Source organism: Neobacillus canaveralius (genome assembly GCF_047237705.1).
GTDB classification, from domain to species: domain Bacteria; phylum Bacillota; class Bacilli; order Bacillales; family Cytobacillaceae; genus Neobacillus; species Neobacillus niacini_K.
Window position 1 is genome coordinate 1,744,195 of the sequence record NZ_JBDFLL010000001.1, and the last position, 13,561, is coordinate 1,757,755.

The 13,561-nt window shown below is 32.4% G+C and carries 25 protein-coding genes; all 25 read left to right on the forward strand.

The features are described 5' to 3' along the window. Positions 1-341 precede the first annotated feature (341 nt). The 25 genes from ABC255_RS08665 (at position 342) to ABC255_RS08785 (ending at position 13,552) form a co-directional block, all read left to right on the forward strand. Entirely contained in the window at positions 342-521 is a 180-nt protein-coding gene (locus tag ABC255_RS08665; protein WP_412992781.1) for a helix-turn-helix transcriptional regulator, read from the forward strand. Positions 522-810: 289 nt separating this feature from the next. Further along, positions 811-1,023, forward strand: a complete 213-nt coding sequence (locus ABC255_RS08670) for a hypothetical protein (RefSeq protein WP_412992783.1) — start codon at positions 811-813, stop codon at positions 1,021-1,023. Between the two features lie 128 nt (positions 1,024-1,151). Next, on the forward strand, positions 1,152-1,433 hold the full coding sequence (locus ABC255_RS08675) for a hypothetical protein (RefSeq protein WP_412992785.1): 282 nt from the start codon (positions 1,152-1,154) through the stop codon (positions 1,431-1,433). After that, positions 1,426-1,779: a DUF2493 domain-containing protein gene (locus ABC255_RS08680; protein ID WP_412992787.1), complete on the forward strand. Its 354-nt coding sequence runs from the start codon at positions 1,426-1,428 to the stop codon at positions 1,777-1,779. The genes ABC255_RS08675 and ABC255_RS08680 overlap by 8 nt, the downstream gene beginning before the upstream one ends. A gap of 15 nt (positions 1,780-1,794) precedes the next feature. Next, positions 1,795-1,962, forward strand: a complete 168-nt coding sequence (locus ABC255_RS08685; protein ID WP_412992789.1) for a hypothetical protein — start codon at positions 1,795-1,797, stop codon at positions 1,960-1,962. Continuing rightward, positions 1,952-2,428, forward strand: a complete 477-nt coding sequence (locus ABC255_RS08690) for an HNH endonuclease family protein (RefSeq protein WP_412992791.1) — start codon at positions 1,952-1,954, stop codon at positions 2,426-2,428. Before ABC255_RS08685 ends, ABC255_RS08690 begins: the two co-directional genes overlap by 11 nt. 418 nt (positions 2,429-2,846) lie before the next feature. Further along, positions 2,847-3,017: a hypothetical protein gene (locus ABC255_RS08695; RefSeq protein ID WP_412992792.1), complete on the forward strand. Its 171-nt coding sequence runs from the start codon at positions 2,847-2,849 to the stop codon at positions 3,015-3,017. A gap of 6 nt (positions 3,018-3,023) precedes the next feature. Then, positions 3,024-3,410, forward strand: a complete 387-nt coding sequence (locus ABC255_RS08700) for a hypothetical protein (RefSeq protein WP_412992794.1) — start codon at positions 3,024-3,026, stop codon at positions 3,408-3,410. 142 nt (positions 3,411-3,552) lie between these two features. Beyond that, the gene (locus ABC255_RS08705) at positions 3,553-3,780 is read left to right on the forward strand and encodes a hypothetical protein (RefSeq protein ID WP_412992795.1); all 228 of its coding nucleotides are present in this window, start codon (positions 3,553-3,555) and stop codon (positions 3,778-3,780) included. Between the two features lie 103 nt (positions 3,781-3,883). After that, a complete protein-coding gene (locus ABC255_RS08710) occupies positions 3,884-4,030 on the forward strand; it encodes a hypothetical protein (protein WP_412992797.1) in 147 nt (48 codons plus the stop codon). A gap of 5 nt (positions 4,031-4,035) precedes the next feature. After that, positions 4,036-4,401 carry a hypothetical protein gene (locus tag ABC255_RS08715; protein WP_412992799.1) on the forward strand — a complete coding sequence of 122 codons (366 nt, stop codon included), beginning with the start codon at positions 4,036-4,038 and terminating at the stop codon, positions 4,399-4,401. After that, a complete protein-coding gene (locus tag ABC255_RS08720) occupies positions 4,391-4,657 on the forward strand; it encodes a hypothetical protein (RefSeq protein ID WP_412992800.1) in 267 nt (88 codons plus the stop codon). The genes ABC255_RS08715 and ABC255_RS08720 overlap by 11 nt, the downstream gene beginning before the upstream one ends. A gap of 33 nt (positions 4,658-4,690) precedes the next feature. Next, on the forward strand, positions 4,691-4,957 hold the full coding sequence (locus ABC255_RS08725) for a hypothetical protein (protein WP_412992802.1): 267 nt from the start codon (positions 4,691-4,693) through the stop codon (positions 4,955-4,957). A 47-nt stretch (positions 4,958-5,004) separates the two neighbouring features. After that, positions 5,005-5,421 (forward strand): phBC6A51 family helix-turn-helix protein, encoded by a 417-nt coding sequence (locus ABC255_RS08730; protein WP_412992804.1) that lies wholly within the window; start codon positions 5,005-5,007, stop codon positions 5,419-5,421. 487 nt (positions 5,422-5,908) lie between these two features. Further along, a complete protein-coding gene (locus ABC255_RS08735) occupies positions 5,909-6,358 on the forward strand; it encodes a hypothetical protein (protein ID WP_412992806.1) in 450 nt (149 codons plus the stop codon). 36 nt (positions 6,359-6,394) lie between these two features. Then, positions 6,395-8,122, forward strand: a complete 1,728-nt coding sequence (locus ABC255_RS08740; RefSeq protein WP_412992807.1) for a hypothetical protein — start codon at positions 6,395-6,397, stop codon at positions 8,120-8,122. An 18-nt stretch (positions 8,123-8,140) separates the two neighbouring features. After that, the gene (locus ABC255_RS08745) at positions 8,141-9,418 is read left to right on the forward strand and encodes a phage portal protein (RefSeq protein ID WP_412992809.1); all 1,278 of its coding nucleotides are present in this window, start codon (positions 8,141-8,143) and stop codon (positions 9,416-9,418) included. A gap of 34 nt (positions 9,419-9,452) precedes the next feature. Next, complete coding sequence (locus ABC255_RS08750) at positions 9,453-10,283, forward strand: minor capsid protein (protein ID WP_412992810.1); 831 nt, start codon at positions 9,453-9,455, stop codon at positions 10,281-10,283. Positions 10,284-10,421: 138 nt separating this feature from the next. Further along, positions 10,422-11,015, forward strand: coding sequence for a DUF4355 domain-containing protein (locus tag ABC255_RS08755; protein WP_412992812.1), 594 nt, complete (start codon positions 10,422-10,424; stop codon positions 11,013-11,015). Between the two features lie 77 nt (positions 11,016-11,092). Beyond that, entirely contained in the window at positions 11,093-11,905 is an 813-nt protein-coding gene (locus tag ABC255_RS08760) for a phage major capsid protein (RefSeq protein WP_412992813.1), read from the forward strand. A 71-nt stretch (positions 11,906-11,976) separates the two neighbouring features. Beyond that, entirely contained in the window at positions 11,977-12,141 is a 165-nt protein-coding gene (locus ABC255_RS08765; RefSeq protein WP_412992814.1) for a hypothetical protein, read from the forward strand. A gap of 2 nt (positions 12,142-12,143) precedes the next feature. Further along, complete coding sequence (locus ABC255_RS08770; protein ID WP_412992815.1) at positions 12,144-12,452, forward strand: phage head-tail connector protein; 309 nt, start codon at positions 12,144-12,146, stop codon at positions 12,450-12,452. Next, positions 12,449-12,766 carry a hypothetical protein gene (locus ABC255_RS08775; protein ID WP_412992816.1) on the forward strand — a complete coding sequence of 106 codons (318 nt, stop codon included), beginning with the start codon at positions 12,449-12,451 and terminating at the stop codon, positions 12,764-12,766. The genes ABC255_RS08770 and ABC255_RS08775 overlap by 4 nt, the downstream gene beginning before the upstream one ends. Continuing rightward, positions 12,766-13,173 (forward strand): HK97-gp10 family putative phage morphogenesis protein, encoded by a 408-nt coding sequence (locus tag ABC255_RS08780; RefSeq protein WP_412992818.1) that lies wholly within the window; start codon positions 12,766-12,768, stop codon positions 13,171-13,173. The genes ABC255_RS08775 and ABC255_RS08780 overlap by 1 nt, the downstream gene beginning before the upstream one ends. Continuing rightward, positions 13,166-13,552: a hypothetical protein gene (locus tag ABC255_RS08785; protein WP_412992819.1), complete on the forward strand. Its 387-nt coding sequence runs from the start codon at positions 13,166-13,168 to the stop codon at positions 13,550-13,552. The genes ABC255_RS08780 and ABC255_RS08785 overlap by 8 nt, the downstream gene beginning before the upstream one ends. Positions 13,553-13,561: the final 9 nt, after the last annotated feature.

Below are 13,561 nucleotides of genomic sequence, written 5' to 3' on the forward strand. Positions count from 1 at the left end.
TTTATCATTTAAATCAAATTGTAACAAACTAAATGTAATTTCATGTTGGTGGCTAATTCGAACACTAATGTGTGATTATGTGATGTGAGTTTAATTGCGGTTAAAGTGATATAACGTTTTATTCGGTAAAAAATAACAATATCACTAGATGGTGTTGTCTAATTGAATGTAAATATCTAAGGCAGTACTGTCATGGGTGCTGTCTTTTCTTTTTTTTATTTCATAAAAATGAATATAAATATCCAATTTAACAATAACACAAAACATCTATATTTATCAAGTTTTTTTGTATTTATTTTTATGTCATAAATTTAAACAAACAGGAAGGAGTTGAGGTAGGATTGTCACCTATCAAGAAATTACGTTTTTTCGCTGAACTTTCTCAAGGTTCGCTAGCTTCGAGATTAGGAATAAGTCAATCCTACCTTAGCTATCTCGAACGAGGGAAGAGACCGATAACACCAGAAATAAGTAAGAAAATTGAAGAAGTTTTCGGGTTTTCAATTAAATTTATAGATTAATAATCTTGTCCGTGTCAGTTTTGCTAATTGCTGACAGTATTCTCACGGACGTAATAAATATATGGGAATACGACAAGTATCTAGTAGTTCATTTATTTTATTTCCTCGGTAGGTGCATGATCGCTAACAAGGTTTTACTCCAAGGAGAGTTAGAGTTGTATCGTGCAGAGAAGTTGTGGAAATGAACGGTATCGGTTAGTGCTTCATGCTAATCGCCAATGGGTTGCTCCGTTCTGAAAGAAAAGCGCCCTCCTCCAAAATTAAATACATATGAAAGGAAGTAAGACAAATGGATTCAATTAATGTTGGGGATATAGTCTATGTGCGTTCCCATAGAGTTAAAGGCAAAGTGATTAAAATTAAACAATATGACCGTTCTGTTTTACTTGAAATAATTCTTTCGTATGATCCAGTGAATTTTATTCGAACCACTCAATTAAAAACATTTGCATTATCAGATTGCGAATTATATAAGTTTGACCGGAAAAAGAAAGAGGATTGAAAAATGAAATTCTATTATTGTGGCAAGTGCTTATCTTTATCTAGTTTAAAAGAGAATGTAAAAAATTGCTGTAAAGAAGAAACAAAGGATATTGATATATACATTCAAAAGGGAAAGGAGTAGTTGATTTGGATTATAAAGACATGCTAATTGAGTTCAATGATGATGGACAATGGGAAGTGTCCAATTTAGATTATGACGGTTCAGATGAAGACCTTGAATTTTTGGGTAAGTTTACTTATCGAGCAGATGCTTATGAGTTTGCAATAACTCGTTTCATAAAAATCGAGGATGAAGACAAGTTACTTGTTGTGATGGATAGAAGAAACAGGGAAATGGAATTTGTTTGCTATGGTGAAGCGGATAAAGATTATTTACTTCGCCAGTTACAGGATTTAGACAATGAATAAGATTTATGTAACAGGATCAAAAAACTGTGATAACTATACTCTAATCAAACAAAAATTAGATTATCATCTAAAGGATAAGTTACCTAATGTAGTTATTGTGTCCGGTGAAGCTGATGGAGTCGAGTTATTAGCTGAAAAATATGCTGTTGAGAGAGATTTAGATATTTGTAGTTTTCCGATTGATTGGCAGAAACACGGAAAACAAGCAGCAGTTATCAGAAATAACATTTTATGTGATTTTATTGATAGTTGTCTCATTTTTTGGGATGGAATTAGTAAAGATACTGGATATGTTGTGGGAATGGCAAAGAAAAAAGGATTGCCTTATAAGATAATTCGATATTAATGAGGGAGATGTGAAATGAAAATTCAATTAACAAGGGACGATATTCGTAAAATGGTTCAGGATTACGTTAATTATTATTTTGCAGATTCCAACACGGTTGTGAAAGGAATTGAGTTTATGAGTACTAAGAATGCTGGCTTGGATGTAAGCAGAATTGAAGTTGATTTCCATAATGAAAAATGAAATTAATTATAAAAATCCATTGTTTTACTGTGATGAGATGAGAAGTCAATTTGAAATTACTTGCATAGTACTAGCAAATACATTACCTACATTAGAGGATGTTAGAGACATTTATGAGGTACATAGTTTTAGTGATGGTTATATTGCTGTTTTTAATACAAAAAGTAATCAATACATAAAGCCTAGAATTGGGAATAAGAATAGTCCATATTTTCGTTATGGCTTAGTCACCAATGACAACATAACTTTAACCGTTTATATGCATCGTCTAGTAGGTTTATGGATGTTGGATGGGTGGAGTGCAGAAAAAGTAATTGATCATTTAGATGGAGATAAATTTAATAATCTTAGTGATAATTTGGATTGGACTAGTCAAACTGAAAATGTACAACGGCATTTAATAAGAACAGGGAAAATACATCCGGCAAGTAAATATTGTAAAGATATACTCAAAGCGACTGTGTAGGTGGCTTTTTTATTTTGGGTGTAATTTGGTTCAAATCCAAGTACATCCACCAAAGAGGGAGAATGAATGTCTCTTTTAAACTAATATGTGAATTGGGAGTGTCTGAAAGGATGCTCCACTTTTTTAATGTTTTAATTTTATGTGGATGGGTATATAAATTAAGTAAACATTAAATTGGAAAGTATCTCATTCTTTTATATACTTCTAAAAAAATAACGGGATTATTCGTATGAATTTTATATAATTTTAAAGGATTAACATACTTTTTGTTGTATTTTAAATAGAGAAGATCTAGTATATGACATTTTACTTTATAATATTCCACTGTGTAACGAAATGTAGTATAATTTGTTTAAAGAAACACATACTATTTTCGTCTAATATGTTAGTAAGAACATATTTAAAGAGGGGGAATTGTATGCGTGAGAAGGAGGACGTTGAAATGGCAACAGAAACAGTTGTTAGAAATATCCCTAGGACTAGACAAGATAACATTTCTAAAGCGTTACGAGAAGTTGAAATGATTCAAACTGGAACACTACCTAAAAAATCTGCCAGAGATTTCTTGACACAGTCACGAAAAAAATAATTCAAAATGACTAAGTTTGATGTTTTAACTACACCTGCCTTTGAGGCACAGTATGAAAAACTTAAAAAAAGATACCCGAAAATTGATGATGATTTTGAACGATTTCTGGACGAAGTAGAGATTTATGGCGATTTAGGTGAAGATATTCCAAAAGTTATAAAAGATGGAAATAAAGTTTTTAAAAAACGTATGAAAAATACAAGTGCTAAAAAAGGTTTGTCTGGAGGATTTAGAATTATTGAATACTTAGTTACTTCTGAAAATACTGTGTATTTATTAGATATTTACTCTAAGTCCGATCAGGAAAACATACCAAAAAAGAAAATAATAAGATTAATTAGAGAATCAAATTTGACCGGAAGAACATACAGTTCAAAAAGTCCTCAAAAATAATAAAAACTGTTTAAACCATAAATAAAAAGATTAGAGCGCATCCTTTCAAGGGTGCTTTTTTCATGTCTTAAACATTACCATTACATAATTCTTCCAAGGAACATGCGTTTGTAGTATGCTTGTACTAAGGGAGAGTGATATTATGAAACTGAAAATCATAATGGATAGTGGAAAAGAGTATACCAGTGAAAAATTTACTAGTGTAGAACAATTTTTAGACGAATCCTTACCGAAAGAAGCATTTGCCATTTCCTATGTTTCCGTAGATTTGGATGAAAAAGTTTTTATTAATGGGATGCATGTTTCTTCGGTAGAGGTAATCGAACAAACAGAATTAAATTATGATGAAAGTGATCCAATTGTATATTAAGTAATTGGTTTAAGACATTCTCAAGTTGAGAGTGTCTTTTTATATGCTCTAAAACAGGAAATTTCTGCTCAAAATTAATGAAAATTAGATGGGAGAGGTTAATATGTTGAATTTTATAAATACAGATTTAGAAAGAAATCTTAATGTATTACGTGAATCGCAGCAAGAGGAAAAACAGTGGAAAGATGATGTTATATTAACTCTTAGGGCTATTGATGAAAAGTTATCTAAATTATTGGAGAGTAAGTAAATGGAATGCCTATTCATCTTCTTACTTGTGAACGTGAAGGGTGTACCACACGGTTTAGAGTAAAGGTAATTAGTAAAATTAAGATAGGCTATTTTAAGGGTAACAGTGTCATTCTACATTACTTTGAATGTCCGGTATGCAAACATATTCATGTAACCAAATGGGATAATCCTGCGGTTAATAAGTGGTCTGATAAGGTATTTATGGCTGAATGGAATATGCATATGTATAGGAAAGAAGCTGATCAATATGAGAAGTATTTAAGTGAGTATGAGATTGCAAAGTTAGAATTGGAAAAGGTTACAAATGAAATGAAAAGGGTAGTAAGTAAAAACTATAAATTTATTGGAGGTATGGAAAATGGCAGATAAGAGATTAGATTTATTAAGGGAAGTTTTCGAAACTATGGTAAGTGAAAAGGATATTCGTGCAGTTAAAAAGGTACAGCAAAGTGATTTAACTGCAAACAATTTAGAATATCAGTATTTGGAAGCAAAGGGCTACATTAAGATTTATCCTAAAAATACTGATAATACAATTTCGATTGGTATTACAGTTGATGGAATTGGTTTTTATGAAGATGTAAAAGATATTGCTCCGGCTTATTGGAGAGAAATTAAGGAATAATTTATTAGATTAATAATATTGGAGGTTGGAAAGATGGATACACGTTTAGGTACAGGTTATGACGGTTCAGGCGAATGGACAACAACTACAGCAGTAAATACGGATATCTTAGCAGGTAAAAATAAGAGATACTACAAATTTTCGTTTAATAATGGTGCTGATTGTCATATTAAGGTCAATGGCGTTAGGTTGTTTTTGAAAGCTGGTCAGGGGTTTGAGACTGATTATGTTGATGCCTTAGTAACCAGTGTTGTCATCGAAGAAAGTGGTATCGGATATAATTGGATCGGTGGATATTAGGGTGTAAAATTACACCTTTTTTATGTAAAACGTAAGGCGGTGAGAATATGCTTATATTAGATGATAGGAAGACTTTATGTATTCAGTTGTTAGCTGAGGGAGAGTTACCAAAGACCGAGATAGCAAAACGTTGTGGGATCTCACGTCAGAGTATATATGAGTGGTTAGATGACACTACTTTTAAGGCAGAACTTGACAGGCGATTACAACAGCGAAAAGTCTTTGTTGAAAAGATAATTGATAGCAAATTAGAAAATGCTGTTGATTCCCTATTTGATTTAGCTGATACTACTGAGAATGCTCGTGTAAAGGCTCAGGTATTGCAGTATATCATAGATAGAGGTTTAGGTAAGCCAGTATCTAAGCATGAAATAAAGGCTGATATAGGTGATCAGAATAGGGTAACTGAGGATGTACTAGAAGCTGAGTTTGAAGAGTTTGAACAGGGTAGTGAGGATGAATAATCATGCGTTAATCGGTATGGTTTGATTGTATTTGGTTGTATAATTAACCATAGATAATTGCGTAAAATATAGATTATGTGCAATTAAGTTTTATTTGTAATGAAACAAACCTTGTTGTATCAACGTTATTTTATTACGTAAAAAATATACTAAGCAGCTATTTATGCATTGATTTATACATCGTTGAAACAACAAGGTTTATTGGGAATGTTTGATAATAAATCAGAATTATTTCCCTATTAAAATGTATAAATAATAGAATAATTTTCAGGAAAAAGTTGTATAAGAATTGAATAAAAAAATAATTTTATTTGGTTAGACCCCCCACCTTTCTATTTTGTAAATGGGAAAATGGGTAGGGTAACCTATACAATTTTTAATAAAATTTTTTCAAGTTTGGAACTAAAGTGAAATTATCTATTAATAGAAGTCATTTTTGAAATCAGATGATATACTTACCATATATTTCATTATGGGGTGAGTAAAATTGGATATGATTCTTGAATTATTAACTTGGATATTAAGAGCAATTGTAACAGCAGCGGTAGCTGTCCCACTAGGTTTCATAATATATAATGTAATGTATTATCGATTTACCAATAGGAAAGCAATTAAAGAATTAGTTCTAGAGTACCTGCAATTAGCTAATTTAAAGTTTGATTTATCAACTTCAAGTTGGACTAGAGAGGTATTTGTAGAAAATAATAAAATTGAAAATTGTACCAACTACTTGTTTTATCCTACAACCAAAGCAATCATGCATTGGGTTCAACAAAATGAGGTTCCTCTTAAAGGTATAAAAAAGGGATTGAAATATGATGAGTACTTTTTTGAATCAATTATGGGCGAACTATTAATGGAAGGACGAGTAAGTGGGATATATGATAAGGAAACTGGTGAAATAAAAGGTTATAAATTTATATCCAAAAGTGTTTAGTTAAAGAGTCTTTCAAAAGACTCTTTTTTCTATGGATTGGAGGTGGAAACTATTTCAACCAAACAAATTGAACTAATCAATACGAAAGAAAATAGACAAATCCTTTATAAATACTTATCCAAGTTTTACGGTTCTAACAAAGCAAAGGAATTAATGATTAAACATAAAGACAATCTATTCGAATTCAATGGATTAGCCTACTCATTAGGTAAACGTTCCATTGAGTTTTTTTGTGTCTATTTCCTTCAGGATACATTTGTACCTAAACCGGATAACCAAGCAAGGAAACTCGCTTCTATCCATTATGACATATGGAACAATCTAGAGAAAATGTTTGTATCAGATTCCTTTGATAAATTAGAACTTGTCATGCCAAGGGGAGCAGCGAAAACAACAGTATGTGACTTTGCTTTATCGGTATGGGCTCATTGTTACAAGTTTTCAATCTATACTTTGGTAGCTGGTAAAACAGAACAGGATTCAATTGAATTCATCCGTGAAACTAGACGAGCATTCGAAGAGAATCCATACATAATACATACCTTTGGACAATTGATTGATTCACGTAAACATACAGTTAATAAACTTGAACTTGAGTTAACTAATACAACTAAAATTCAAGCTATTTCCTCTTCATCTTCCATGCGTGGTAAAAAGTTTAATGGAAATCGTCCTTCCTTGATTATTGCAGATGATTATCAATCTAAATCAGATGTTATCACTCAAGAAGCAAGGGATAAGAAGTACGATACATGGCAACAGGATAGTGTATATGCTGGTGATAAAGCGGTTTATCGTAAAGGTAAAAAAGTAAAAATGGGAACTAAATTTATTGTGTTAGGTACGATCTTACATAGAGATTGTTTCATTTCTCGATTGTTAAAGGATCATTCGTATGTACATATTTTGGAAAAGGCTATCTTAGTGGATGATGTAGACCAATTATTTAATACTGGTTTATGGGAAGAGTTTAAAAAAATCTATTTCAATCCTAAAGATGAATTAGCCCAGGAACATGGAAGAGAGTTTTATTTTCAGCATGAAGATGAAATGAAATATCCTGTCCTATGGGAAGATAAATATGATTGCTTGGATTTAGCATTAGATTACTATTCTAATCCTCAAGCCTTCAAACAGGAAATGCAGAATGATGCTTCTAAAATTGGTGAAAAAGCCTTTCATCAAATTACTTCTCTTCCTAGGGAGGAAATTGAAAAGGAAACATTCACAAATACAATTCTATGTTGTGATCCTGCGGTAGAAGTTAAATCAAATAATGACTATACAGCCTTATTAGTAGGCTCTAAGAGTACTAATAACTTTAGATGGGTTCGTAAGGGTTTAATTAAGCGGTTAACCTTTGATGATTACATGGATAAGGTAATTGAATTACTAAAGGAATATGAAGATATTAAAACGATATGGATTGAAAAGAATACATTCAATGGTGCGGATGCTCGTGAAATTCAGAAACGAATAGATAAGGATATTAATTTAACTATGCGTAGGATTTCCATTGTTAATGAACGTCAAAACAAGAACAAAGAAGCTAAAATTCGTGCAATATCAGGAAAGATTGATTCCGGCTTTATTGTATTTGCTGAAGAAGATAAAGATTTTACTGATCAGATTTTATCATATGAAGGTGAAAAGTTTACCTTACATGATGATGCTCCTGATATTACAGCAGAATTTGACCGTTTAATTGATGAATTAAATATACCAAGAGACATTAAATCCATTCCAAAAGAATGGCTTTTTTAATGCAAGGAAGGTGAAAGTGTGAATCAACAAGATATTATTTTAAAACTGATTGAGAAAATCGACTTAGGAAAGGTAACCTATTCTAAGTTAGAAAGATACTACAATGGTGATCATGATATTCTCCATGAAAAAGGGAAATCCGATCCCACTAAATCAGATATGAGAGCTTATTTTAACTATTGTAGAAAGATGGTACAGAATAGCGTTGGATATATTCTTGGTAAGCCAGTTAATTATTCTTCTAAAAGTGGAAATAAAGAATTCATTGATTTAATTGATTACTATTTTTCAGGTTGGGAAAAGGAACATAATATTAATCTCAAATTAAAGAGTTCAATTCATGGTGCTGCTTATGAAGTGTCTTTTATTAATACAAAAGGGGAATTTCAGAGTACCTATTTTACCCCTTTGGAAATGGTAGTCCTTCATGATGGAACGGTGGATTCAAAAGTATCCCTTGCAGTAAGGAAATACAAATTAGAATTCGATGAATTGGAATATGTGGAAGTTTGGGACAGTGTTAATTATTCCAGATACTCAAAGAGTGGAAGTAATCTAACATTACTCGAACAAAAACCACATAGATTCTCACGTTGTCCGGTTCGTAAATTAAAGAACAATGATAATGAGAAATCCACATTTGCAGATATCATGAAAATTATAGACATGTATAATTCCCTTCATAGTGTTTCTGTACAAGAAATGATGGACTTCAGAAACGCTTATCTTGTTCTAACTAACTGTACTCTTACACAAGAAGATGCTCAAAAGATGAAGGAAAATGGAATTATCATTCTCCCTAATGAGAAAGCGAAAGCGGAATGGTTAACGAAGAATCCGAATAGTCAATTTTTCAAGGATTTATTAGATAACCTTAAAAATGAAATCTATATTCAAAGTTCTCAAGTAAATCTAAATGAGTCATTCCAAAGTAATACTTCTGGTGTTGCTATTCGTTTAAAGTTGCAGGAATTAGAAAACCAATCCGCTATCGCAGAATCCATTTTTGAAAGAGTGCTAAAGGATCGCTTAGAGTTCTTTTGTGAATGGTTAAAAATAGCAAAAAGTAAAGAATTCGATGCAAGGGATATTAATATTTCCTTTACTCGTAACGTTCCTGTTGATGAAGCAAGTATTGTTGCAATGGTACGTGACTTACAAGGTATTGTTCCACAAGAGGAATTATTATCATGGTTGCCGAGAATCACTAATCCATCTGCTTCAATGAAGAAGTTAGGTGAAGAACAAGAATCAATGGGTTTAAATGCAGACTTAATGAGTGGTTTAAATGTCTAAATTTGAAGACGATTTTCTTAACCTAGTTGAGAGTATGTTTAATTTAACTGATGAGCAGCATAAAGAGATTATTAGGGCTTATAAAGGTTCATTGGAAAGTATTCAATCCATTATTGCGAAATTGTATATGCAATATGCGGTAGATGGAAAATTAAGGTTGGCCAATCTAAATAAATACAATCGATTAGTAGCAATTGAACAGCAAATTAGGGAAGAAATTAAGAATCTAGGTGGCATTGAAACTAAACATTTTAATACCATTCTTACCGATATTTATAAACAATCCTATTATCAAACTGCTTTTACTTTGGAAACTGGTACTCAAGCAGTCATTGATTTTGCTTTGTTGAAACCTGAATTTGTGAAAGAAGCAATTGTTTTTAATTGGTCAGGAGTTCCATTTTCAGAGCGTATTTGGGGTAATAATGATGCTTTAGTGAAAGCATTAAGGACTGAGTTAACACAAGGAATAATTCAAGGTGAAAGTATTGATAGAATGGCACGTAGAATGAGGAAATCATTTAATACATCCGTCTATAATTCACAAAGACTAATGAGAACAGAATCAGCTAGGGTTATTTCTTCAGCACAAGAAAAACTATATGAGGGAAGTGGAGTTGTTCAAGAATTAATCTATACAGCTACACTTGATAACAAAACTTCTGAAATCTGTCGAAGTCGTGATAGTAAGCGGTGGAAAATTGATGATCCTAAACGTCCAAAGATTCCTGCTCATCCTAATTGTAGAAGTTGTTGGATTCCGGCAGTTTCAAACTATCAACCTAAGCAACGCAAAGACAATGAATCTAAGAAAATTATTGAATATAAGAATTATGAAGAATGGTCAAAGGCTAAAGGAATTTAATATTTGTTATTAAGGTATTAGCAATCGTTAGTGGCTTTTTATATTGTCTTTTTTCCTGCTTGCAGACGTAAAAGAACAACTAGAACAAAATTATACACTTTATGGCTCGTACATAAAGGGTTATCGGAGGTTAGGAAAATGAATTTAGAAGATATCAAAAAGTTTTTTGAGGAACAAAAAGATAATGAGGATGTAAAAAACTACTTACAGGGGTTCTCACAAGTAACACCTGATGGAGTTACATCATTCCTTGAATCAGAAGAAGGTAAGAAGATACTTCAACCTAGACTAGACTCATATTTTACAAAAGGGCTAGAAACTTGGAAGAGTAATAATCTTAAAAAGTTAGTGGATGAGGAAGTTAAGAAACAGAATCCTCCATCTAATCCTTTGGAACAAAAACTTCAAGAACTTGAAAGACAATTACTTCTAAAAGATTTAAAAGCACAGGCACTTAATGTTGCAACTGAACAAAAGTTACCTGTGAAACTTGTTGATTATTTCGTAGGTGAGGATGAAGAACAAACACTTGCAAACTTAAAAACCTTGCAAGAAGTTTTTGATACTCACATCAATGAGAGAGTGCAAGATCAATTAAAAGCAGGTGGGATTAATCCTCCAAGTGGTAATACTCCACCAGTAACAATTACAAAAGAACAATTAAAGGGGATGTCTTCAGAGGACATTATGAAACTAGACCCTAAAGTTGTAAATGAAGCGTTAAAGAACTAAAAAAATATTTGTCTTTCGGGCTAGACGGTATAAAGAAGCACTAAAACTAAAAATCGAAAAGGTAAAGGTGATAAAACATGGCAGTAACAACATTTATTCCACAGGTATGGGAAGCAAAACTATTAACTAATTTTCATAAGGCGTCAATCGCAAATGTAATTACAACTCCTCCAGAAGAAATTAAAGGAAACAAAATTATTTTCAATCGTGTTGGTTCAGTTGCAGTAAAAGATTATGCTGGTTCAGTTTCTTTTGATGAGTTAACGACTTCAGCAGCAGAACTAGATATGGATCAAAAGAAATATTTCGCATTCAAAGTGAAAGATGTTGATAAGGTACAAGCGGCTGGTGAATTAGTTGATTCCCACACTGCTGAAGCTTCTGCAACTCTTCAAGAAAATGTAGATAAGTATGTATTAGGTTTATATACTGGTGCTCATGCAGATAACGTTATCGGTACAGATGCGGCTCCTAAAGCAATCGATAAATTGAATGCATATGATTATGTTGTGGATTTAGGTACAAAATTAAGTCAAAAGAAAGTTCCTAAAGCTGATCGATTTGTAGTAATTAACTCTGCATTCTTAGGTTTACTTTCTAAAGATGACCGTTTTACTCGTAATCCTGTAGTACTTGAAAATGGTGTAGTTGAAGGTCAAGTAATCAATGGTATGCAAGTTGTAGTTTCTGAAGAAGTAGCAAATGTTACTGGAAAATACAAAATCATGGCTCTTCATAAGTCTGGAATCGGACATGGAAAGCAGATTGAAGAAACTGAAGCTCTCCGTTTAGAAGGTGACTTTGCTGATGGTATCCGTGGACTTATGGTTTATGGTGCTGAAGTTCTTCGTCCTGAAGCAGTAGCAGTATTAACAGCTACAATTGCTTAATTAAATACATAATTATCAAGCGAGTAGGGATTTATTTCTCTGCTCGTTTTTTATTAGTGAGGTGACAAACTATGTTTTTTAAAAATTTACAAACTGGTGTTGAATGGGAAGTAACTGATCCTGATCATGTGAAACGATGCCAGAATGATAAAAATTATGAAGAAGTAAAACAAGAACAGCCTAAAAAGGAACAACCTAAAAAGGGTAAACAGTCACCTAAAAAAGAGGGTGAATAAGAATGTCGACTTCTTTAGAAAATGTAAAAATTTTGCTTGATATTGATGAATTTGACGATTCCAAAAATGGATTATTAAATTTATTCATTGCTAGGGCACAAGATTATACAAGGGATTACTGTAAAATTGATGAAATTCCTACAGGTTTAAATTCTGTCATTGAAGAAATGGTTGTGTTTCAATTTCGTCAAAGAGGTGTAGAAAATACTCAGTCTGAAGGTAAGGGTAGTTTGAGTCAATCATTTATCAAGGAATATCCACTTAACATTATGAATCGGTTACAGTCTAATGCAAGGGTGAAATTCCTATGAGATTAACAAAAACACTTTACATTGTTGAAAAAGTACAAAGTAATACTCCTTCAGGTACAGACGAGTTTGACAGACCAATTTATGATGATATTCCAACAAAAACACAATTCCTTGGGGAAGTTGAACCATTTTCCACTAGGTTAGCTGAACAAAGATATGGTGTAACTGTAGATGTTTCAAATCGTGTTTTTTGTCTTCCTAATGAAAAAATTAGGATTAAATCAATCATTGAATACAGTGGTTTAGAGTTTGAAGTAACTGAATTCACAGCATATGACAATCATTATGAAGTCTTGATAAAGAAGGTGAAGTAATGAGTCGCTTTGATGAAGCCATTGAGGATATGAAACGGAAAAGAAAACAAACATTAGAAGAGATTGCTACTTTTGTAGAGGCAGAAGCGAAACAACGTGCTCCTGTTGATACTGGTGATCTTCGTAGAAGGATTACACATGTTACTCAGCATTCAGATGATATTAGTCGAGCGAAGGTAGGAACTAATTTAGAATACGCTCCTTCGGTGGAAGAGGGAAGTAAACCTCATTCGATTATACGGAATGATGGTAAACCATTAAAGTTAAAAATTGATGGGAAATGGGTAACAGTTGATGAAGTGAATCATCCTGGTACAAAACCACAACCATTTATTCGTCCGGCAATTGAAGAAAATATAGGAGAAATTCAAGAAAGAATCAGAAGGGGGATTGGTGTAAGTGATTAAAGCAATACTTAAATATCTGCTATCAGACCAAGAGATATTAGATTTGATTGGTTACACTGATCAAAATAAACGAATTAACCCTTATGAACCTTTCAATAATGAAGATTATCCTAACATTGTTTATGAGGTATCTCCATTTCTTGCAAGTGAAGGGACTACTCAATATCGGTGTGATATTCGAGTAACAACAAAAAATGTTTTATTGTTGGAGTCTATTTCGAATAGGCTTCTATTTTTATTTCACAAGAAAAAAACAGGTGTAACAATCAATGAAACAACTATCTATACATCTAGACATGCAGGTGGTAGTGGAATTGTTTTTTATCCTGATTACAAAGTTTTCGAACAAACGTTAACTTTTAATATTAAAGCTAATTAAAAGAAAGGG